Below are 22,636 nucleotides of genomic sequence, written 5' to 3'. Positions count from 1 at the left end.
ATAGGTAGGATTAAAAAGGAGCGATTGGAACGTGGGTAGTAAAGATGGAATGAATTATGCACCAAAAGGAAAACCGAATCCGGTTGTAAAAGAGGGGGAATTTCAAATAGCTGCTGCAGCACTTGACCATGGACATATTTACGGTATGATTAATGGCTTAGTGGAATCTGGCGCAACATTAAAATGGGTTTATGATCCAGATTCTAAGAAAGTGGATGAATTTGTAGAGAAATTCCCAGAGGTAAAAGTTGCGGAGTCTTTAGAGCAGATTTTAACGGATGAAGCTATTAAATTAGTTGCAGCAGCTGCTATTCCTTCCGAGCGTAGTACTCTAGGAAATAAAGTAATGGAAGCTGGTAAGGACTACTTCACAGATAAAACACCTTTTACTACAAAAGAACAATTAGAAGAGACAAAACAAGTAGTAGAGAGAACAGGGCAAAAATACATGGTTTACTTCAGTGAACGTCTGCATGTTGAGGGAGCAGTTTTTGCCGGCCAATTAATAAAAGATGGTGCTATCGGTGAAGTAATCCAAGTAACAGGATTTGGACCGCATCGATTGAATGCACCAAGTCGTCCAGAGTGGTTCTTCAACAAAGAACAATATGGTGGTATTTTATGTGATATTGGAAGCCATCAAATTGAACAGTTCTTATATTATACAGGAAATAAAGATGCAAAAGTATTACACAGTAAAGTAGGTAACTATAATAACCCAGAATATCCAGAGTTAGAAGATTACGGTGATGCTACATTAGTGGGAGATAATGGAGCAACATTCTACTTCAAAGTAGACTGGTTTACGCCAGATGGGCTTAGTACATGGGGAGACGGTCGTACCTTTATTACTGGAACGGAAGGCACGATTGAAATCCGTAAATATGTAGATGTAGCTCGTGAAGAATCAGGAGATCATCTATATCTGGTAAATAAAGACGGCGAGAAGCATTATTCTCTTTCTGGTGAAGTAGGATTCCCATTCTTTGGAGAACTAATAAAAGATTGCATCCATCGCACGGAAAATGCTATGACCCAAGAACATGCATTCAAAGCAGCAGAATTATGCCTGAAAGCACAGGAAGAAGCGATTGTTGTAACAAAATAATAATTTAGAAGCTGTCCCAGAATTGGGGCAGTTTTTTCCTGTTGTTTTTAATATACCGCGGTTGATAGAAGGGAGAAGGCGGTTGATAGAAGAGAGAAGGCGGTTGATAGAAGAGAGAAGGCGGTTGATAGAAGAGAGAAGGCGGTTGATAGAAGGGAGATGACGGTTGATAGAAGGGAGAAGGCGGTTGATAGGAGCGAGTTAGCGGTTGATAGAAGCGGGCAATCGTACGATAGATACCCAATATGTCTAGCAAAAAAGGAGGGCGAGATCAAGTTTGATTGAATTTATAACTATTCTCAAAGATATTATATTCCCAATCTTTATCGTAATGGCAGTCGGTTTTATTCTACAGAAGAAATTCAACATGGATATAGGAACCTTATCGAAATTGAATATTTATTTTGTGGTACCAGGCTTTATTTTTGTTAAGTTGTACAGCACGGAATTTTCAGTAGGGTTATTCGTATATGTACTGCTATTTTTTGTATTATTAATCGTTATTTTATATATCATTGCCATCATAGCAGCGAAAATATTAGGCTTGGATAAAGGGAAAGAGACCACCTTTTCCAATAGCATTATCTTCTTCAATTCTGGTAACTATGGGGTCCCTGTGAATGATTTGGTGTTTAAAAGTGATCCATTTGCAATGTCGATTCAAGTCATTGTATTAACATTGCAGAATATATTTACCTTTTCATATGGAATCTTTGCATTGAAATCTTTAGATGGTGGTAAATGGAAGGCCGTGCTTGGTTATTTTAAAATGCCTGTATTATATGCGATGCTAGCAGGTATTACCTTAAATGGTTTTAATGTACCTATACCATCCTTCATCTGGGTACCAGCCAATTATATTGCTGATGCAATGATTGCACTTGCATTGCTTACATTAGGAGCACAAGTTGCGCGAATTCAATTTAAAGCAGGATTATCTTCGGTCTATTCCAGTATAGCTGTTAGACTGATTATTGCACCAATTATTGCACTGCTCATTATCTGGATCTTCCGGATTGACGGTATCTTTGCTCAAGCATTATTTATTGCATCAGCCATGCCAACATCTATAAATAGTGCTGTTATCGCGCAAGAATATAATAACCATCCTGAATTTGCTGCACAGACAGTTTTATTCTCAACAATATTTAGTGCCTTAACGGTTACTATCGTTATCTTTTTGTCTAGGGTTATTTTTTAGTAGAAATAGTAAGTTGAGGTGCTAACAGTACGAAATGTTGCTAGGTGTGACAACGCTTCCTCTTGACGTAGATGTAACCTAATGGTATTCTTAAATTAATAATTTGTTTAATAAACAAATTAAATATAAATCACAAAGATATTTTACAGTAAGTAAGCCATTTTTTTACAGGAATCATGTCTTATTAGCAATTATTAGGGAATATTAGTTTATATAAAAACGTATCGAATTGGAGAGTGGCAATTCATGGGTATTCTTCAGGAACTAGTTCAAGATATTCCAATTCCTAAGATGGCAAAGGTAAAGCAAACCTTTGACAATTCACAACTAGAAGATGTTGTGGGTACTTTGAAACAGGAACTGGAAAAGGTAAAAGGAAAAGTTAAGCCTAATGCTGAAATAGCAGTAGCTGTAGGGAGTAGAGGAACAGATGCTTTGGTTGAAATCACGGCGACCACTGTTTCATTCTTAAAAGAATTAGGAGCTAAGCCATTTATTGTTCCGAGTATGGGAAGTCATGGTGGAGCAACTGGACCAGGTCAGAAAGCGGTATTAGAGCATTTAGGTGTCACAGAAGAAAGCGTTGGTGCAGAAATACGCTCATCTATGGAAGTTGTTAAGATTGGTGAACTACCAAATGGTTTACCAGTTTATATTGACAAGTATGCGTCAGAAGCAGATGGCATTGTAGTAATTAACCGAGTAAAACCTCATACAGCTTTCCGAGGTAAAGTAGAAAGCGGAATTATGAAGATGATCAGCATAGGTTTAGGGAAGCAAAAAGGTGCGGAAGCCTGTCATCAATTAGGGTTTAAACATATGGCTGAACATGTTCCTGCTATGGCGAAGATGACGATTGAAAAAATGCCAATTTTATTTGGAGTTGCAACAGTTGAAAATGCTTTTGACAAGGTAGCTAAACTCGAAGTGCTAGCAGCTGAAGAAATAGAAGAGAAAGAACCAGATTTACAAGAACTAGCTAAGAAGCTTTTGCCGAAAATTTTTGTGGATCAAATTGACGTGTTAGTGATTGATGAAATTGGTAAAAACATTAGTGGAGACGGTATGGATCCGAATATTACTGGGCGATACCCAACTCCATATGCACATGGTGGACCAGAAGTGACGAAAATGGTTGTACTTGATTTAACACCACAGACGGAAGGTAATGCGAACGGAGTTGGGACAGCTGATTTCACTACCCAGCGTCTAGTAGACAAGATGGATAGAGAAGCAACCTATGCCAATGGACTAACATCAACCGTTGTGGGGCCAACTCATATATCCACTGCTATGCCAAATGAAAAAGCTGCTATTCAAGCGGCTATAAAAACTTGTAATATATTAGATTTTACAAAAGTGAAAATGGTCCGTATAAAAAACACATTACATGTAAGCGAGATTGAAGTATCTGAACCATTGCTAGATTACGTCAAAAATCATCCAAACATGGAGCAAAGTTCTGATTTATATAACTTTGCATTTGATGAAGAAGGAAATATAAAATAAAGAATAAGTACTGAGAGGAGCAATATCATGGAGAATTTATTTGACTTAACTGGAAAAGTTGCTGTTGCAATTGGAGGAAATAGTACACTAGGAGCTGCAATGGCAAAAGGCCTTGCAGAACAAGGTGCGAAAGTTGCAATCGTTGGACGTAACTTAGAAAAAGCTGAGGTAGTAACAAAAGAAATCGAGGAAAATGGTGGAGTTGCTAAATCATTCCAAGCAGATGTAAGTGATTTAGAAACAGTTAAAAAAGCGGCGAAAGAAATTGAAGACTGGGCAGGTGGTTGGGATATCGTCCTAAATGCCCCTGGGAAAAATAGTTCTACTCCATTCTTTGAAATCGAACCGGAAGAATGGGATGATATTATGAATGTAAACTTAAGAGGTTTAGTATTTACGATTCAGCACTTTGCCAAACGTATGATTGAGCAGGAACGTAAGGGAAGTATTATTAATATTTCATCTGCTTCAGCGGACATTCCATTGTCTAAAGTATTTACTTATTCAGCATCTAAAGCAGGTGTAAACAATGTAACGCAATTCTTAGCAAGAGAATTCGCACCACATGGCATTCGAGTGAATGCTATTATTCCTGGGTTTTTCCCTGCAGAGCAAAATCGCAAAATCATGGATGATGCGCGAATTGAATCTATCATGAACCATACTCCAATGAGACGCTTTGGTGAGCCAGAAGAGTTAAAAGGCGCAACTATCTACCTAGCATCAGATAAGGCTTCTGGATTTGTAACAGGAACGTTCCTTCGAGTTGACGGTGGATACCTAAGCATGACAATATAAAGTAAGATAAATGGATGAAGGCTTTGAGGGGCAGTACCTTCAAAGCCTTTATCTAATTTGAAATACTATTTGAGAAGGAAGAGGTTAATATGCCAAGAGAATTAGTAATGGGACTTGATATTGGAACGACAAGTGTGAAAGCGGTTGTCTTTGATACAAAGGGTAAGTTAGTGGCAGAAGCGGAAGAAATGGTAGAGACAAATTATCCCAAAGCAGACTGGGCTGAACAGAATCCTGAGGAAGTGGAGAAGGCATCTATTGAAGCAATGAAAAATGTTGTAGAAAATGCTAATGTTACCTCAGAAGAAATACTAACGATTGGTATCTCAGCGGCTATGCACTCCCTTATCTGTATCGACGAGGATATGCAACCAATATCACAAATGCTTATCTGGTCTGATAAACGTAGCAGCCATATAGCAGACAGGCTAATTAAGACGAGTGCTAACGACATTTACGCTAAAACAGGTACACCCATTCATCCAATGACCCCTTTGTTAAAGCTAATTTGGATGAAAGAGAACCAGTATGAAGCATATCATAATGCTGCCTACTTTATGTCTATGAAAGAATATTTATTACAAAAATGGTTTGGTCAACGAGTGATTGATTATTCTATGGCTGCCGCAACGGGATTTTTTGATGTGAAAAAACTGGACTGGGAAGACCAAGCATTAGAACTTGCTGGGATACAAAGAGAACAACTATCTAAAATTGTCTCTCCAACAGAAATTCTAACTGGGCTAGATCAGCGTGTTGCAGAGGAGATTGGCATTAGTGGGAACATACCATTTGTCATAGGATCTGCGGATGGTCAACTAGCGAATCTGGGTAGTGGAGCGATTAAACCTGGTGAAGTAAATATTTCTGTTGGTACCAGTGGTGCTATTCGTCAGTTTGTAAAAGGTGCGCCAATCAATGAAAAGATGGAGACTTTTACTTATTCCTTTACGGAGGATACTTCGATTATAGGAGGCCCTACCAATAATGGAGGAGTTGCTCTTCAGTGGTTTAAGGATCTGATTGAATATAAAGGAACACATGACGAATTTCTTGCTGATGCTGCGAAAGTAGAAGTAGGTTCAGAAGGTATTCTCTTTTTACCATATGTAAATGGAGAACGTGCACCTTTATGGAATGGACGTGCCAAGGGTAATTTCTTTGGGTTAAGTATCAATCATAAAAAAGAGCATCTAACACGTGCCGTACTAGAAGGAATTGCTTTTAACATTTATCAAATTGGAAAGTCCCTAGAACGGATTGCAGGAGCGCCGGAAAAAATAAGTGTTAATGGTGGATTAACCAAATCTCTACTTTGGGTACAAATCATGGCAGATCTTTTTGGGAAAGAAATTTATTTATCCGATACTCATCATAATGCAGCATGGGGAGCGGCTTGGACAGCTTTAGTAGGAATTGGCAAAGCAAACTCATTAGAAGATATTAAATCTAGTCTACCTAGTGAGAAAGTGATAGAACCGAATATGGAAAATCATGAAGTTTATCAACGTATATTTAATACGTACGAAAAACTGGCAGCTAATATAGGGGAATTTTATTAAGGTTTAAATATACTTTAACTTAACTCAGGAGAGATGTTTTCTACGTTGAAAGCTTCTCTCTTTTTAATTAATTTTTATGCAATATTCATCATTATTATCCTTATGTTATTGGACATATTATTACATTGATTGCAATGAAATTTTACAAGTTGGATTATAAGAAGATGGAAGAAGTTCAAGCTGGTATCGCTAAAATGAAGGAAGATAGTAATAGTGAGAAAAGAGATATTAAGTAAAGGAGAAATGAATTAAATAGTGATTGTGACGATACAGAGGGGAAACTTTGTAGGTTACTTATTAATATTTATTGTCATTTTTAATGAGGATAAGTTGTCAGTGGAATGTACTTGGCAATTTATCCTACTTTTATCTTGTGGAGGATAAAAGATTATCATTCAAAAAAATCAAATCTTATTCATAAACTGCAATATAAATACATAATTTAGCTGTTTCGAGTGTGATAGTAACTTTTTCTGAAATAATTTTACTAAAATTATTAAAAAAACGCTTGCATATAAAAGCGTTTTCATATAGTATTAACTTACAGGTTAGTTAGTTTGTTGGTCTAACAAAATAACTAACTTCCAGGTTAACCTAATTATTCGTTCTAATAGATTTATATAATTTATAGCAATGTAGCATTTAGTGATCAAATGAAAACGGTTCAATAAAGGGAGGAAATAAATATGTCAACAGGAGCAGTTAATCAAGAATATAACAGAGCAAAGCTATGGCAAATTGGTTTTTTTGCACTGAATAATACAGCAACAAATCTTTATATGTTTATTCTAACTTTTGTTTCTTATTATGCGGCTGGAATAGCGGGGTTGACAGTTGCAGTAGTAAGTATGGTGTTAACATTTATGAGAGTTTTCGACGGTATTACTGACCCAATTGTTGGTTTTATTATCGATAAGACAGAATCGAAGTTTGGTAAGTTCAGACCGATGATGGTTTTAGGTAATGCGATTTTAGCTACTTCTATTATTTTAATGTATACCATTACTCACACATTACCACAGGAGTTTCAATTGATTTTCTTTATTTTAACTTATGCTTTATATGTTGTTGGATATACACTACAAACAGCTGTTACGAAAGCGGCGCAAACCGTATTAACCAATGACCCGAAACAACGTCCAGTATTTTCTATCTTTGATGGGATTTACAATACAGTAATCTTTACTGTAGGTCAGGTATATGTTGCATCTTATCTAATTGCCAAACATGGCGATTTTACTCTAGAATTATTCGCAGAGTTGAATACGTTGGCTATCATTATTGCAGGTATTTCTACTATTCTAGCAGTTATCGGTATTTCAGGTAAAGACCGTAAAGAATTCTATGGATTAGCAGATATGACAGTGAACACAAGATTTCGCGACTACTGGCCAATTCTAAAAGGAAATAAACCGTTGCAATTATTGATTACTGCGGTTACAGCGGATAAGTTAGCTTTTAGTCTATTACGTCAATCTGTTGTTATGGTGATGGTGTTCGGAATTTTAATGGGTAATTATGCATTAAGTGGTACAATATCTATGATTACAACTGTACCGATTTTAATAATTACATTTATCGCGGTTGCCGTAGCCAGAAAACGTGGTATGAGAAAATCATTTGTACAAGCAACATGGATTGCCTTTGGGGCCTTGGTAGGTTTAGTTGCTTTATTCTTAGTTATGAGTGAACCTACCTCAATGTCAATGGTGAGTCTAGTAGTATTTGTGGTATTATATACACTAGCAATGGGCTTTGGACAAATCCCTTCTACATTGGTTAACCCGATGATTGCTGATATCTCTGATTATGAAACCTATAAATCAGGTCGATATGTACCTGGTATGTTAGGAACATTGTTCTCATTTATTGATAAATTAATCACCTCTCTTGCACCTGCGATAGTAGGTTTCGGTGTGGCGATGATTGGCTTTAAAGATGCATTCCCAACTGTTAACGATGCTTTAACTACACCAGTATTTGGAATGACTCTATTACTAGCATTTGGTTTACCAGCTTTAATGTTAATTATATCTCTTACTTGCATGAAGTTCTATAAACTAGATGACAAGAAAATGGAAGAAATCCAAACGGAATTAGCTAGATTGAAAGCAGAAGGTAAAATTGAAGATAAAGATGAAGAAGCAGTATAAGGTGTAAAAAGCTGCAACTGATGCAATGGCATTAGTTGCAGCTTTTTTATTTGTGTCGTAGTTTATATAAACTGCTACTTTCTTTAATTAAGAATAATTATCTAATTTAGTGCTTTGTTGATTTCCGCTCCGGGCAGTCGCTTTCCGCGGGCGGCTGATGAGCCTCCTCGTGCTAGCGCACTGCGGGGTCTCATCTAGGCCTATCCTCCCGCAGGACAAGGAAGGCTGCGGCAGCATTACATCGCACGAAGAAAATTGCCCTTTATTTTCGAGGAGTCGACTGCCCTCCGCTCCAATCAACCTGCTTAATAGTGGTAGCTATATCTATATCTATAAAATCTTTATAACATGCTTGGAAGTTATAAAGCACCAAATTAGCGAAGGAAATACACGGAGACTCCTGCGGGAAGAAGAGCATCGGTGAGACTGCTTTGTGCGTCAGCACGAAGGAGGCTCACCAGCTCCCCGCGGAAAGCGTAGTGTATTTCTGCAGCGAGAGTTAAGCACATTAATCTGAATTCAAATTATTAAGAGTTTCTATCAACTCAAAAGTAATGAATTTCATAACATAGGATGTAAACTCCCTACCCCCTCTCTTATCCATTCAAAAACAAGGGACCCGAGTGATCCCTGCTTCTAGTTTTCCTCCCGATACTGAGTCGGTGTAGATCCGGTTTCTTTCTTAAATACTCTCGTAAAATAAGATGAGTCATCATAGCCAACTAACCAAGCTATTTCCTCAATAGGCAGGTTTTCTGAGCGTAGTAGATATTTTGCTTGGTTTATACGCAACGTCTGTTGGTAACCTGTTATGGTCAATCCAGTTTCTTGTTTAAATTTACGAGACAGATGACTGGGGTGAGTAAATGTAAGTGTAGAAAGTTCCTCCTTGTCAATTTGTTGGTCATAGAAGTTGATTAAGTACTCAATTACTTGCTGCACAACTTTAGAATATTTCCTTAGGGCATTTGACATGACAACATCTGAATAACTATCTATCATTTCATCGTATAAGTGGTATAATTTGGCTAATTGGCTTGTATATTCTATTTCATAGACGTATTTTTCAGAGATGCGGTGAATAAGAATTGCTGGTACTTTGCTGTTTCTTGCTGCAGTGCGTAAAAGAGTATTAAGTACAATTGCTAAATTCTTTACTCTTCTTAATGGTTGATTAGGAAAGCGATCAGAAAATGAAAAGAGCATGTTATTTGAAATGTGAAGTTCTTTCGCTTTTCTCTTATCTCCTGCTTCTACAGCATGTATAAGTTTTTCCTCTATTTTATACCTCATTTTTATTACATCTTCTTCTTCACTCACATTGTATGGGTTCTTGGTATCCATTTCATTTTTGTTATTTCTAGGATTAATTATTTCAAAATCAGGTTCTTTCTGTAACAGTAGTTCAAACTGATTTAGTAGACTGGCAAAAGTATTTATCTTATCTATAGATAAGACATCTAATTGGTTCAAGAAAATACGGAGGTCCTCAATCTCGTTATTAAGTAGTTTGTATTTTCTTGTTAAAGCATAGATATCTGGTGTAGCTTCTAAAAAGGGGCCAATAATTATCGTATATTTTTCCTCCGTTTCGAAGGACAATCCTAAATAGTGTAAATTCCATTCATTTAAATAGGAGTATATTTTGTTGGTTTTTGAAATTTCCTGAAAAAGGTACAAAGTGTCTCTCTCGTCTGTTCCTGGCATAAAAGGAGGTGTAGTAACCTTTTCATTAAGGTAGATAAAATCTCCATTTTGATCTAATACGTAGGTATTTAAATTGGTTAGATTATATAGTTTCATAGCTGCTGTTAGAATATTAGCCTGTTTATAGTCCATAGTATCCCCCTCTATTAGAAAGCGTTTCATGGAAGCGTTACATGAAAACGTTATATTTATCCTGATTATGCTGGATTAATCCTTATAAAAATGCTTACATTTTTATTATAATAGGTACATGAAATCGATTGCAACATATACGGAGGTTTTTCAATGGAAAATTTAAAAGAGGAGTACGTAGAGAAAGCTGTTACTACTGAGAAATTAAGTATGAAAGAAAAGCTTTCCTATGGTTTAGGTGATACAGCAAATAATTTAGCCTTTTCAATGGTATCCACATATTTATTGGTATTCTATACAGATGTTTTTGGAATCGCAGCAGCAGTGGTAGCTACATTATTCTTAGTTGCTCGTATTTTGGACGCGTTTACAGATACAATGATGGGGGTAATTATCGATCGGTTTGGTGGGAATAATCCGAATGGTAGATTTAGACCATATTTAAAGTGGGCGGGAATACCGTTAGTTGTCATGTCGGTTCTATTATTCCTATCTCCAGATCTTTCTGATGGTGGTAAAATTGTATATGCGTACGTGACCTATATACTTTTTGGAATGGCTTATACGGTGATTAATATTCCTTATGGATCCATGGCATCCGTAATGACAAGAGATTCTGGTGACAGAGCAGCACTATCTTCATTTCGTGGATTAGGTTCTATGGTTGGTATCTTCTTCGTAGGGGTTGGCGTAGTACCATTAGTTAATTTGTTTTCAAGTCCACAAATCGGCTACCCAGCCGTTGTAGCAATGATGGGAGTTATTGCTCTAATCTTTTACTATATAACATATAGAAATACAAAGGAACGAATAAAACCAGTTGCTTCTGCAAAACCAGAGAAGATAAATATGCAAATGATTACGCGTATTATAAAAAATGGACCATTCTTAGCACTTTGTGGGATGACATTTTTTGTTCTATCGGCAATGCTAATAAACCAATCAGTTGGGATGTATTACTTTAAATATGTATTGGATAATGAAATGTTGTTCCCGGTATTTAATGCTTTAAATATTGGAGCTACAGTAGTAATTGTAATGCTCCTTCCAAAACTATCCAAGAAATTTGGGAAGAAAAATGTTTCCTTATTTGGGTTTGCTCTTGCAACCGTAGCATTCGCTTTATTATTCGTTGTTCCAATCTCCGAAATGACAGTACTTCCATTATTAGTGCTTGGAATGATGGGAATTACGATACCAAACATGCTCATGTGGGCATTTATATCTGATGTTATCGATTATGGCGAATGGAAATCTGGGATTAGACAAGAAGGTACAACCTATTCCTTATACAGTTTCTTACGTAAAGTATCTCAAGCAATCGCGGGATTTGTTGGTGCAATGGGACTTACTATCATCGGATATGTTCCAAACGCTGTCCAAACAGCGGATACTATCTTAGGTCTGGAAGTTTTAATGGTATTGCTACCAGCAATCGCATGTGTGGTTAGCTTTATTATCTTTAAGTTTGGATACACTTTATCTGATGAGAAATTAGAAGAAATCGCAGCTGACCTTGATGCAAAACAATCATAAAAATATATTTTAAAAAGATGCTCTATACATGGAGCATCTTTTTTAAGTGCTTAGATACGCTTCAGAAGAAGACTACGCTTTCCGTAGCGGGTAAACGCAGAAGTCATCGTTATGTTGGATTCAATACCCTTAACTAAATGATTGGTTATTCTGATGCTCTTTGCTAAGCTGTTACTATTGATCTTTGTAGTTGATAGATTAGTAGATATTATCTGAATGACTAAGATAGTAAAAAATGCCATAATAGCATTAGAATGGAGGAAGGATATGACAGAAATTAAACAATTAGGTGCGAAAGATTATGACGAGATTTTTTCCCTGTCTCAATATGCTTTCCAGTATGTCCTGTCAAAAGAAGCACTAGAAAAGAAGAAACATGAAGCAGATAGACATATTATTTGGGGGGTAATGGATAATGAAGAAATCGCCGCAAAATTGCATTTGATTCCACTGACTGTCTACATAAATGGCAAAGATTTTGAAATGGGTGGTATAAGTGCGGTTGCAACTTGGCCAGAATATCGCAGAAAAGGAATGATTAAGGACCTGCTTTTACATGCTCTAAAATATATGAAAGCCAATGGACAAACGGTTTCTTACCTTCATCCCTTTTCCGCGCCATTTTACCGTCAGTATGGCTGGGAAATGACCTTTGCAGAAAAAACATACGAAATTCCAATCGAAAGATTAAAAAAACGTTGGCATGAATCTGGATTTGTAAAACGAATCAATCCTGATATCCCTTTGCTTCACGATATATATAGTCGTTTTGTAAAGTTATATAATGGAGCACTTACTCGTGATGAAATGTGGTGGCAACAGCGGATACTAAATGAGGATAACCAAGTGGTAGCGGTGGCATACAATAACGAAAACCAAGCAGAAGGCTATCTCATTTATGAGGTAAAAAAGGAAGTATTCACTGTGGATGAAATGGCCTATTGCACTCCAAACGGCTTAAAGATCTTGTTACAATTTATTGCAAATCATGACTCGATGGCTAAAAAGGTAGAAATGACTGTGCCCGAAAACGACAATCTTCCACTTCTTGTAGAAGAACCTCGATTTAACCAAAAAGTAAAACCTTATTTTATGGCAAGAATTGTAGATGTATCAGCATTTCTAAATCAGTATATCTATCAGAATTCGACAAAATCATTTTCTCTTTTATTACGTGTGGAAGATACCTTTTTCTCTGATAATAGTGGGGATTATATATTGGAACAAACCAATGGACAGGTACATGTTACACGTGCAGCAGAGACTAAGAATCAGGTAGCTATTCAATGCTCGATTCAACAGCTAACTTCTATGTTCTTTGGGTATAAACGTCCCAGAGAATTATACGATATGGGATTAATTAGTGGGAACTCAAACGATATCGATCAATTAGATCAAATAATCCCTTATAAGCAAACATATTTTCCGGATTTCTTTTGAATGTCGATTGTGGGTATAGAGAGTGAAGGAAGGCTGGGATAAAAAAGGAATTTCCACATTAAATTTCTTTTGTCCCAGCCTTATCTAATTTTAGGTACTATTCCCTATTCTTGTTATAAAATGGAATATTCGTAGTTTTTTATCGGATGATGATATAAAATGTAGTATATGTAAGGGATTGTAATAGAGGTTGTTTAAATTTATCCACCTTTTTGAACACATGAATAGAGTATTTTAAGGGATGTAGAAAAATGACATATTATACGAACCCAATAAGTTTCTTCCGTGCAGCAGACGATCATATACATAGAATTATTAAAGCTGAACAAATTGTTAATTTGTGGAGAGTTTGCTTTTTTTTAGTGATTTTTTCAATGCTTATATATGGATGGACGGCCTATTTAGGTGTTGGGTCAAACTTAATTTCAGAACAGGCGGTTACATTATCAAATATAGATTATGAGGTTAGTAAATTCTGGTTTATCATAGGACGATTCTTATGGGGACTAATCTTTGCTCTATTTATTTTATTTATACCAAGTCTATTATACTATCTACTAACAGATATTCCCTATCAGAAACTCCTTATCATGCAGCAGATAGTACTAGTGGTGTTATTAGTGGAACGTCTTATTTGGGTTCCGATGGCACTATTAATCGGCTTAGATTGGTATGTTTCACCGTTGTCATTTGGAGTTATTGCATCCTATTTAACTGACACGTCTTGGATTATTTATTTTTTTGGTACCATATCATTATTTCAAATATGGGTTATTTGGTTTCAAGCGAAATATCTTATTTCATTATCTCAATCTAAAAAATATGTAGTTTGGCTAAATGTGATTTTGTTGCATATTGTCAGCTGGTGTTTGGTTACTGTAATAGCATTTGCTGACTCATATCTCATAAATGGGTGGTTCAACTAATGAAAAGACGTATCCTACTTATTGGCGTGATTTTATTTATCGGATTAAACCTTATGCTGATATATATAGACGATAATGGAAAAGTTAATCGAGTTTCATATATAAACGAATGGGTCAGTAGCTTTGAAGCAGATATGGTAGAACAAATGGATGCTATTGGTGTGTTATCCGCACAAACAGAAGAACATGTATACTTCGACAAAAGTTTAGGTAGTTTTGAGGAGTTTTTGGTAAATGAGGGGGATGATGTTGCGATTGGTGATCCTTTGTATGCCTATCGTGTTCATGATTATTATGAAACAGAAACAAAACTGATAAGTGAAATGGAAAAAGTAAAAGAAGAAATTTCTTCAATCGAGTTGGCAATAAACGACATGCAGATGTATCAAATTCCGACCATCCCCGCAGATCCGACTTCAAATTTCAACATTACAGAAGACCATTTTGAACTTCAGGTCGAATTACCTGATTCGACAAAAGAAGCGGAGGTATTAAGGCAGCAGTATCTTGTCGATTTAGAAAAAGAATTAGCGCAGAAGAATGCTGAAGTATTATATATAGAAAGTCAATTAGAAACTTTGCGGGCTAATTCAGATATGATAACTGTAGGGAGCCCTTATGAAGGAAAAATTCAAGATTTAAGTGTTTCACTAGAGGACCCAGTATTAACGATACAAAGTGAAGAATTAAATGTTACAGGAGAATTAACAGAAGACCAACATAAAAAAGTCAAGACAGGGTTCAAGGCAAATGTTACTTTAAATGAAGAAGAGATGCATGGAACGGTGAGTGATATTAGTCATTCACCAAAAGCGATTGATGTTAACAAAGAGAGTATTTATTCATTCCAGGTATCTCTGAATGACGAAGTGGACCAAACCAATATCTATCCAGGATATCATACTGATGTCTCTATTATTTTAGAGGAATCAATTGGCACAACAGTTCTGAAAGATAGTGCAGTATTTATGGATTCTATCTGGAAAATGTCTGAGGATGGTAAGTTGACTAAGCAAATAGTTGAAACAGGTCTAAGTATGGACAATTTAATAGAAATAACAAATGGTATAGAAATGGGTGAAATGGTTGCACAAAATCCAGATAAGCAGTTTCGAAATGGGGCTAAGTTTATAACCCCGTTAAAAATAAAACAGCTAACTTGGGATTCTTTAGGATTAGATAAAAGTAATTGGAAAAAATACTTGGTAACAGGACTTATTTCTAGGTAAACTAGGACTATAGATATAAATAATCTTTTCGAAATGGCTAGTTTTGCAAAATGTTGTTGTTATTTAACTTAGTCGGAGTTGGTAGAAAATGCGTATAAACTGAATTTCTCAGGTGAAAAAGTAAATAAACCGTTCTTAAAAGTTTAAGGCAATACTTTATTCAGAAATTTATAATAGCGTAGTATTCTGTCGGAGCGAATGCAAACACTTTATAATAATTAGGACAAGCGAGAGCATCCTAATAATATTTTTTTAGTGTAGACTTTATAACCATCATGCGCCCAAACTATAAAAATGTAACAATCTATTTGAATAGAGCCTTGTAAAAAGCAATAAATTTTGCAGATAACAGCCAAACTAAAAGTATGATTGCGTTATAATTCACTTGTTAGATGGTATAATATCTTCATAAGAGGGAGGGTAAAAAGTGGAAATTATTTATTTTGGTATTTTACTATGTTCCATTGCCTTTTTCATAGCGGTTATTTACATATCAATCGTATTAAAGCATTTGGCAGATGTAACCAGATCTCTAGGTTATACGTTGAAGGATGTGGAAGAACAATTTTCATATATTACGCCACAATTAATGAATACGCTTAAAGAGGCTAATAAGACGGTAGATGAATTAGAAGAGAATATAAAAGCGACAGATAGTTTGTTTGATTCTGTTCATAATGTTGGAGAATCCATTAATAGTTTGAATAAATCATACAAAAATTATAAGGATCAAGTAACGGACGAGCAATTCCAGAAACAATTGAAGCCAGCGATAGAAGGGATTAAATGGGGAGAGGCTTTAACGCAAATTCTCACTAAATGGAAAAAAGCAAATTAGTACAGAAGGGAAAGTGAATCATTATGACGCTAGTTGGGATTGGTGTAATTATAATTGGTGTAGCTTTGCTGATTTTAGCGATCTTTATTGGGCATGCCTTAAATAACTTGGCAAATGTGCTTAAAGGTGTTGATAAAACCGTAGAGCAACTACCTAAACAGATGGATGATATTATGAAACAAACAGGAGATATGATTAGTGAAAGCAATAATACATTGGCGGATGTGAATGATAAATTACGACAGTTAAGTCCACTATTTTATGTAGTAGGAGATGTAGGGAACGTAACAAGAAAATTTTCCTCCTCCCTTGTTGATGTAACCGATACGGTGAAGAAAAAAACAGAAGGTGCTGCAGATGTTGCAGAAAAGAATAAAATAGGTGGCGTCTATGGTACGTTTGCCCTTGCTTACTACTGGTTTAAGAAGCGCAGTGAATTTAAAAAGGAAGAGGGAACTATTAAGGATGGAAACCAAGCGTTATAACGGATCGTCAGTCATCTTTAGTATATTAGGAAGTTTTACTGCTGGGTATGTTTTCAAAAGGTACTTATCCCCGCAACAATCAGGAACCAAATTATTAGAAAAGCTAAAAGCTGCTGAGCGGAAGCTCTACTTAGATGGGAAAAAACGAGCGGATATTTTTAAGGATTTAAAAGAGGATTTAGAAACAAGATAAGGATGCATAATACATGCATCCTTATTTTTGTCTGAATAATAAATAGGCAAGTGCGATTAAACCGTAAAATCCTTGTAAATTGTTATTCGAAGAAACGTCTTTAGTAGTCTCCGTTGTTTCTTTCAAATGTTCAACCTTACTTACAATAGATGAGCTCAATTGATTGGTGGCCCGACCGACATCTCCAATAATGTAGAAAATAGGGCTTAATTCCTTCATTTGAGTATTAACTTGATTTAAGGTATCGACTCCAGTACCAATTGCATCTTTTGCGGTTGTTGTTAATTCATTGACGGTTTGTGGTAATGTTTCCGTTGTCTTGTGTAAGCTGCCAAGGACACCAGCTAATTTGAAGAGTGGCTTAATTAAGACAATAGTTAAAATTAGTAGTGCAACGCCAATTACCATAACACCAATACCAAGCCAAAGCATTTTTATGCACCCCTTTCATTCACCTCTTACAATAGAATGTTCCTTTTTAATCGCCGCAGTTAATCTAAAATACGACATCATTTGAAATTTTGTTCTGGAAAAATAAATTCCATTACTTTAAGAACGTCCCATATTTATGGTTCTCATTTCTTCTTATAGCATACCATATTTTGCAATTAGTCATAAACATATATCTCGTCCCATAAAATGGTCATAGTTCATGTTAAGGGGCGAGAAGAATGAGAAGAGTCATGAAGATTGGTATATGGTTGTTTGGGGTTGTGTTACTTGTTTTTTTAATTCAATTACCATTAAATCAAAGCAAAGGAGTTTGGAATAACGAGTTTTCATTACCATTATCAGGGAAAACGATTGTATTAGATCCTGGGCATGGTGGACCAGACGGTGGTGCGGTGGGGAAAGATGGAACGCTTGAAGATGATATTGCTTTAATAGTATCCAAAAAACTAAAGAATTATCTACAGCTTGCTGGAGCAGATGTCTTTTTAACTAGGGAAGAAGATAAAGATTTGGCAGCCGAAGATACAAAAGGGTTATCCAGAAGAAAAGCAGAAGATATTAGAAAAAGAATGGAGTTTATTAATGATAAGAAACCGGAATTATTCCTAAGCATTCATTTAAATGCCTTGCCATCAACGAAATGGAGAGGTGCGCAGTCTTTTTATTACCCTAGTGCCGATGAGAATAAACACTTGGCAAAAATGATACAGGCAGAAATAATTCGTAATCTGGAAAATACAACACGTGAGGCGCTAGTGAAAAATGGAATGTACTTATTAAAACATGCAGAATTTCCGGGTGCGCTCATCGAAATAGGTTTCTTGTCCAATGAAGAAGAACGTAATTTATTAAAACAGGATGCGTATCAAGAGAAAATGGCAGCAAGCATCTACCAGGGTGTACTCCGTTATGTTACAGAAGACGTAGAAGAAGAGGAATGAAAGGGAATTCACATCGCTTAGATTTTTCAAGATATATGTTATACTAGTACTAGCATATATAAGGATGGTGAATTAGGTTGCTAACAAAAGAAGAAGTAATTCAACTATTAGGCTCAGTAAAAGATCCGTTTTTACATAGAACATTAGAAGAAACAGATGGTATCAAGAATGTTACCATTAAGGAAGATAAAAAGCATGTTAGCGTAAAGGTCGGCATTTCAAAAACAAACACCGGCGAGCAAATGCAAATGCAACAAGAAATTGTTGGGATATTAAAGAAAAATGGGGCCAATACAGTAGGTTTGCGTTTTGAGCAGTTACCAGAAGAGATAATCAAAAAGTACCAACCTGCCGTGGAGAAAGAAAAAGAAGCTTCACTTATGGGGGGAAATGGTAATACAAAATTTATAGCTGTTGCAAGTGGTAAAGGTGGAGTTGGGAAATCAACTGTAACCGTTAACCTTGCTGTTTCATTAATGCGCCTAGGGAAAAAAGTCGGAATCATTGATGCGGATATTTATGGTTTCAGTGTCCCGGATATGATGGGGATTGAAAAACGTCCTGTTGTAAGAGGGAAGAAAATTATTCCAGTGGAAAGATTTGGCGTAAAAGTAATCTCTATGGGATTCTTTGTAGAAGATAATTCTCCAATTATTTGGCGTGGTCCTATGTTAGGTAAAATGTTGAATAGTTTCTTCACAGAAGTAGAGTGGGGAGATTTAGATTACTTATTATTAGATTTGCCGCCTGGCACAGGTGATATTGCAATGGATGTTCATGAATTGCTTCCTACATGTAAAGAAGTAATCGTCACCACCCCTCATCCAACAGCTGCGTTTGTTGCTGCTCGTGCAGGACAAATGGCGCTTAAAACAGATCATGAAATTCTAGGTGTTGTAGAAAACATGTCTTACTTCGTCAGCAAAAAAACTGGGGAAAAAGAACATGTATTTGGACAAGGTGGCGGAGAGAAACTTTCTGATGTTCTCCAAACAAAAGTACTCGGCCAACTGCAATTGCAACAACCATACATGGAAGAGGATGAATTTGCCCCTGGTGTATACCAGGAAGATCATCCAAATGGGAAAGAGTACCATAAGATTGCTGCCAAAGTAATTGCAAAAATGGAAGAATAATAAAGAAAGCGAGGGCGTCAATTCGACGTCCTCTTTTGGTTTTGTGACTATAGAAAGTATTAGGTTGAAGTTAATTTTCGCCTCCAGAGCTACTTTCTCCTCCTTGGCCGCCTCCCTCTTCGCCACCACCTTCACTTTCTCCAGAGCTACTACCATCTTTCCCTTTTGCTTGCTCTTCTGCGGCTTTTAACAAGATTTCCTGTATTTTTGCTTGAAAAGTTGGAGTCTCAAGTGTTTGCTGTATGGTTTTTTCTAAATGGGCTCGAAATTGCTGCCCCTTCAAAACCGACAATATTTGATCCGTAATTTCTGGGTTTTGTAATAACTCGAGCATTTGTTTTTGGTACTCTGAGTCATTCATAAGATCTTTTTGTAGCTTTTTTTGAGGTTCTTCCATGGATTTAGCAAAACCCTCAACAAATTTAGGGTCTTCAAATAGTGTTTGCCACATTTTTTTACCTTTATCAGATACAAGCGTATCGCTTATCGTCTTTTTTACTACATCGGAGTTCATTACTAATTCTTGTTTCATCTTTTCATCAGATAATATTTCAGTTAGTGCCTTTTTTCCTTCTTCAGTTTGTAAAATATCAACGACCATTTTCTTCGTTTGTTCATAGTCGCCCTCATTGCCAGAGGTATTTCCTCCACCACCACATGCAGTAAGTAACAAGAGGCAAAATCCTACAATTATAATAAATAGGTTACGAACCATAAGGAAATCCTCCTTTCCTATACCTTTAATATGGATGATAAAACGGAAAGTATTCGCATTATGTAGGAAAAAAATATGGCTTCGTGTTAAAATACGCTTGTACATATTTAATTTTGTGCAAACCATGGGAGGATTTTAAATTGAATATTAAAAACCTAATACATTTTCTGTTTAAAACTGCAATAATTGGTGGAGTCGCAGGTTTAATTATCAGTTTTTTTGTGCAATATAATGTCTACGCAGCAAATCTAAGTCCATTTAACTTTATGGAACTTATCGGTCTCATTATTTTTAATATTGGTTTAGGACTTACATTTAGTGTCTTAAGTATGACTGGCTTTTTTGCTTATTTGTTTGTACATAGGTATGGTATCAGTTTATTTCGATCATTTTGGCCAACCGTACAAGTATTATTAATTGTATTTGTTATTTTTGATTTAATTTACTTTCCATATCAAGCGACAAAAGGTGAAGTTTCTTTATTATGGTACATACTAATGGCTTTTGCGCTCCTTGGTTATGGTTGGCTTGTTGCTTTAAGAAAAGCAAAAGAAACGAAAAAAAGTGCTTTTATACCAGCATTATTCTTTATGGTAGTCATGACAACAGTGGAATGGGTCCCTGGGCTCCAAGCAGAGGGGACAGAATATGCTTGGTTAATGATCGCACCTTTGCTAGCTTGTAACACTTACCAATTACTTGTTTTGCATCGTATAAATAAGAAAGTAGATGCTACAAACAAACAATCGAAGAAGCGTACATCCTCAAATAATAAGAAGAAAAGTGTGAAGGATGCGTGAATTAAAATAACCACCAGGTTTTTCTGGTGGTTACTTTTATTCAACTAATTTTGATTCAGCATGTGCCTGATTAACTAGCTCTGTTACTGATACGAAGTCAAATCCTTTATTTTTTAATCCAGGTAATATAGTCTCCAATGCATTTGCCGTTTGTTTTACGGAATCTGATGCATGCATTAATATAATATCTCCGTTTTTAGTATTTTTCATTATATTATCAACAATTACTTGAGTCCCTGGATTCTTCCAATCATTGGGGTTAATGTTCCAGTGGATAACTTGAAAATTCATATCTTTGGCTAGTTGGAGAATCTCATCATCAAAGTGACCATTTGGTGTTCTTAAAATCTCAATGTCTTCGTACCCCAGTTTCTCAAATACTTCTTTTGCGCTTTGCAAATCACGTCTTACCTGTTCTATATCTTGATCAATATAACTTTTATACCGATAACCTAACATGCCTAATTCATGTTCTCCTTCTGATATTTCTTCCAAAATAGAAGGATGTCTTTCCGCCCACTCACCGCTTACAAAAAAAGTAGCTTGTGTTTTGTTCTTTTCTAACATTTCTAATATATCGTATACTCTTTCTTCTCCCCAGCTAATATTGAAGGTTAATGCTATATTTGGTTCCTCTGAATTCCCCTTCGTAATTGCTGCTGGCTCGTCCTGCATAAAGACAGAGAAAGCCCCGTTTTCACTTACCCAAAGAAACATAGCAGTAAAAAAAGCTAAACTTCCAATAACTATCCAACGTCTCATGCGTTTGAATCTCCATACATAAAAATGATTCATTATTTTTCCCCCAACTTAGAGAATTTCTATATTAAATTCTATGAAGGAAAAATTAAATTATGAACAAGCCTTACAACCTTCTGAACAAAGATTATTTATTGTTCATTCATGTTATTTATAGAAATGGGTTAGACACTATGTTAAACAGGGTATAGGTGAAAATAGAAATGTTTGTATCTACTTTATTTGATATAAACCGACAAACTATAAAAGTATCTACGAATAATGTGGTAGTGATTTTTATTTTATTAATGTATCGTCCTAGGCGAGAATTCTTGAGGTGATTTTATGTTAGGGTTATTAATTAATGATAGAGAAGAAAAAGAATTAGAATATCTATTGAAAAGAGAATTAGAAGAAATTCTTATTGATTTGGATGATATTAGGATAGATGAAAATGTTAAGCGGATGATGATGGAAAGGTATAAAGTCTTATTTCAGCTATTGCGCCGAGTGGCAAGCGAAGAAGACTGTCTAGAGTATTTGCCAAAAAGGAATAAGTATCAAAAAGACTTCCACTTTTAAATGAAAGGAAGATATTTGCGGAATGCGTTATCTAACTAGTGGGAATTATCTTTCTTTATTTTACCTGTTGAAACAATTATTTTTCTATGCTATAGTATTTCTTGTCGTTAAGAAAGACGTCCAAGCAAAACTTTTAACATTTTGCTGGAAAGATGCTTGACAGCGAAATGGAAAAGTGATACATTATATTTCGTCGCTAAATACGACAAAAACAACAAAATTGCTCTTTGAAAACTGAACAAAACAACCAGTATGTTAAGACATAAAGGAAACTCGTTTTTCTTTATAAAATACAGAAGGTAACACTTCTGGAAGCTAAGAATTCTCTTTGTGATTGATTGGTGTTAATCACAAAACAAACTTTTTTGGAGAGTTTGATCTTGGCTCAGGACGAACGCTGGCGGCGTGCCTAATACATGCAAGTCGAGCGCGGGAAGCTAACTGATCTCCTTCG

22 protein-coding genes and 1 rRNA gene are annotated in these 22,636 nt (G+C 35.9%); 19 read left to right on the top strand and 4 right to left on the bottom strand.

The window, feature by feature from the left end; translation table 11 throughout:
* Positions 1 to 31: 31 nt before the first annotated feature.
* From D8M06_RS12970 to D8M06_RS12945, 7 genes are all read left to right on the top strand, one after another.
* Positions 32 to 1,108: a Gfo/Idh/MocA family protein gene (locus D8M06_RS12970; RefSeq protein WP_121204835.1), complete on the top strand. Its 1,077-nt coding sequence runs from the start codon at positions 32 to 34 to the stop codon at positions 1,106 to 1,108.
* 22 nt (positions 1,109 to 1,130) lie between these two features.
* Entirely contained in the window at positions 1,131 to 1,271 is a 141-nt protein-coding gene (locus tag D8M06_RS19865; protein ID WP_158591792.1) for a hypothetical protein, read from the top strand.
* A 114-nt stretch (positions 1,272 to 1,385) separates the two neighbouring features.
* Positions 1,386 to 2,309 carry an AEC family transporter gene (locus tag D8M06_RS12965; protein ID WP_121204834.1) on the top strand — a complete coding sequence of 308 codons (924 nt, stop codon included), beginning with the start codon at positions 1,386 to 1,388 and terminating at the stop codon, positions 2,307 to 2,309.
* Between the two features lie 246 nt (positions 2,310 to 2,555).
* Entirely contained in the window at positions 2,556 to 3,818 is a 1,263-nt protein-coding gene (locus tag D8M06_RS12960; protein WP_121204833.1) for a nickel pincer cofactor-dependent isomerase, group 22, read from the top strand.
* Between the two features lie 27 nt (positions 3,819 to 3,845).
* Positions 3,846 to 4,616, top strand: coding sequence for an SDR family oxidoreductase (locus D8M06_RS12955; protein WP_121204832.1), 771 nt, complete (start codon positions 3,846 to 3,848; stop codon positions 4,614 to 4,616).
* Positions 4,617 to 4,705: 89 nt separating this feature from the next.
* Complete coding sequence (locus tag D8M06_RS12950) at positions 4,706 to 6,178, top strand: gluconokinase (RefSeq protein ID WP_121204831.1); 1,473 nt, start codon at positions 4,706 to 4,708, stop codon at positions 6,176 to 6,178.
* Between the two features lie 686 nt (positions 6,179 to 6,864).
* Positions 6,865 to 8,331 (top strand): MFS transporter, encoded by a 1,467-nt coding sequence (locus tag D8M06_RS12945; protein WP_121204830.1) that lies wholly within the window; start codon positions 6,865 to 6,867, stop codon positions 8,329 to 8,331.
* Between the two features lie 636 nt (positions 8,332 to 8,967).
* Here D8M06_RS12945 and D8M06_RS12940 read toward each other — a convergent pair.
* Complete coding sequence (locus D8M06_RS12940; protein ID WP_158591791.1) at positions 8,968 to 10,170, bottom strand: AraC family transcriptional regulator; 1,203 nt, start codon at positions 10,168 to 10,170, stop codon at positions 8,968 to 8,970.
* A gap of 153 nt (positions 10,171 to 10,323) precedes the next feature.
* Here D8M06_RS12940 and D8M06_RS12935 point away from each other — a divergent pair, with 153 nt between their 5' ends.
* From D8M06_RS12935 to D8M06_RS12905, 7 genes are all read left to right on the top strand, one after another.
* Positions 10,324 to 11,706 carry a glycoside-pentoside-hexuronide (GPH):cation symporter gene (locus D8M06_RS12935; protein WP_121204828.1) on the top strand — a complete coding sequence of 461 codons (1,383 nt, stop codon included), beginning with the start codon at positions 10,324 to 10,326 and terminating at the stop codon, positions 11,704 to 11,706.
* A gap of 267 nt (positions 11,707 to 11,973) precedes the next feature.
* Positions 11,974 to 13,146, top strand: a complete 1,173-nt coding sequence (locus D8M06_RS12930; RefSeq protein ID WP_121204827.1) for a GNAT family N-acetyltransferase — start codon at positions 11,974 to 11,976, stop codon at positions 13,144 to 13,146.
* A 251-nt stretch (positions 13,147 to 13,397) separates the two neighbouring features.
* Positions 13,398 to 14,072: a hypothetical protein gene (locus D8M06_RS12925; protein ID WP_121204826.1), complete on the top strand. Its 675-nt coding sequence runs from the start codon at positions 13,398 to 13,400 to the stop codon at positions 14,070 to 14,072.
* Positions 14,072 to 15,301, top strand: a complete 1,230-nt coding sequence (locus D8M06_RS12920) for an efflux RND transporter periplasmic adaptor subunit (RefSeq protein WP_121204825.1) — start codon at positions 14,072 to 14,074, stop codon at positions 15,299 to 15,301. The genes D8M06_RS12925 and D8M06_RS12920 overlap by 1 nt, the downstream gene beginning before the upstream one ends.
* 427 nt (positions 15,302 to 15,728) lie before the next feature.
* Positions 15,729 to 16,139: a DUF948 domain-containing protein gene (locus tag D8M06_RS12915; protein WP_121204824.1), complete on the top strand. Its 411-nt coding sequence runs from the start codon at positions 15,729 to 15,731 to the stop codon at positions 16,137 to 16,139.
* A 23-nt stretch (positions 16,140 to 16,162) separates the two neighbouring features.
* Positions 16,163 to 16,624 (top strand): DUF948 domain-containing protein, encoded by a 462-nt coding sequence (locus D8M06_RS12910; protein ID WP_121204823.1) that lies wholly within the window; start codon positions 16,163 to 16,165, stop codon positions 16,622 to 16,624.
* Positions 16,605 to 16,817, top strand: a complete 213-nt coding sequence (locus tag D8M06_RS12905; RefSeq protein ID WP_121204822.1) for a hypothetical protein — start codon at positions 16,605 to 16,607, stop codon at positions 16,815 to 16,817. Before D8M06_RS12910 ends, D8M06_RS12905 begins: the two co-directional genes overlap by 20 nt.
* Before the next feature lie 21 nt (positions 16,818 to 16,838).
* Here D8M06_RS12905 and D8M06_RS12900 read toward each other — a convergent pair whose 3' ends face one another.
* Positions 16,839 to 17,249 (bottom strand): DUF948 domain-containing protein, encoded by a 411-nt coding sequence (locus D8M06_RS12900; RefSeq protein WP_121204821.1) that lies wholly within the window; start codon positions 17,247 to 17,249, stop codon positions 16,839 to 16,841.
* 239 nt (positions 17,250 to 17,488) lie between these two features.
* Between D8M06_RS12900 and cwlD the strand changes: the two genes are divergently transcribed.
* Complete coding sequence (cwlD, locus tag D8M06_RS12895) at positions 17,489 to 18,211, top strand: N-acetylmuramoyl-L-alanine amidase CwlD (RefSeq protein WP_121204820.1); 723 nt, start codon at positions 17,489 to 17,491, stop codon at positions 18,209 to 18,211.
* A 77-nt stretch (positions 18,212 to 18,288) separates the two neighbouring features.
* A complete protein-coding gene (locus D8M06_RS12890) occupies positions 18,289 to 19,347 on the top strand; it encodes an Mrp/NBP35 family ATP-binding protein (protein ID WP_121204819.1) in 1,059 nt (352 codons plus the stop codon).
* A 70-nt stretch (positions 19,348 to 19,417) separates the two neighbouring features.
* Here the strand turns inward: D8M06_RS12890 and gerD are convergent, their stop codons facing one another.
* The gene (gene gerD, locus D8M06_RS12885) at positions 19,418 to 20,062 is read right to left on the bottom strand and encodes a spore germination lipoprotein GerD (protein WP_121204818.1); all 645 of its coding nucleotides are present in this window, start codon (positions 20,060 to 20,062) and stop codon (positions 19,418 to 19,420) included.
* 140 nt (positions 20,063 to 20,202) lie between these two features.
* Here gerD and D8M06_RS12880 point away from each other — a divergent pair, with 140 nt between their 5' ends.
* A complete protein-coding gene (locus D8M06_RS12880) occupies positions 20,203 to 20,862 on the top strand; it encodes a KinB-signaling pathway activation protein (RefSeq protein WP_121204817.1) in 660 nt (219 codons plus the stop codon).
* A gap of 36 nt (positions 20,863 to 20,898) precedes the next feature.
* Here the strand turns inward: D8M06_RS12880 and pdaB are convergent, their stop codons facing one another.
* Positions 20,899 to 21,657: a polysaccharide deacetylase family sporulation protein PdaB gene (gene pdaB, locus D8M06_RS12875; protein ID WP_121204816.1), complete on the bottom strand. Its 759-nt coding sequence runs from the start codon at positions 21,655 to 21,657 to the stop codon at positions 20,899 to 20,901.
* A 288-nt stretch (positions 21,658 to 21,945) separates the two neighbouring features.
* On the opposite strand from pdaB, the gene D8M06_RS12870 reads away from it, so the two are divergent.
* Together D8M06_RS12870 and D8M06_RS12865 are read left to right on the top strand one after the other, a co-directional pair.
* Positions 21,946 to 22,182, top strand: a complete 237-nt coding sequence (locus D8M06_RS12870) for a hypothetical protein (RefSeq protein ID WP_121204815.1) — start codon at positions 21,946 to 21,948, stop codon at positions 22,180 to 22,182.
* 362 nt (positions 22,183 to 22,544) lie between these two features.
* Positions 22,545 to 22,636 (top strand): 16S ribosomal RNA (locus D8M06_RS12865); the annotation flags it as partial.

This window comes from Oceanobacillus halophilus (assembly GCF_003628505.1).
In the GTDB taxonomy this organism is placed as follows: domain Bacteria; phylum Bacillota; class Bacilli; order Bacillales; family Amphibacillaceae; genus Oceanobacillus; species Oceanobacillus halophilus.
This window is presented reverse-complemented; position numbering and strand designations above follow the sequence as displayed.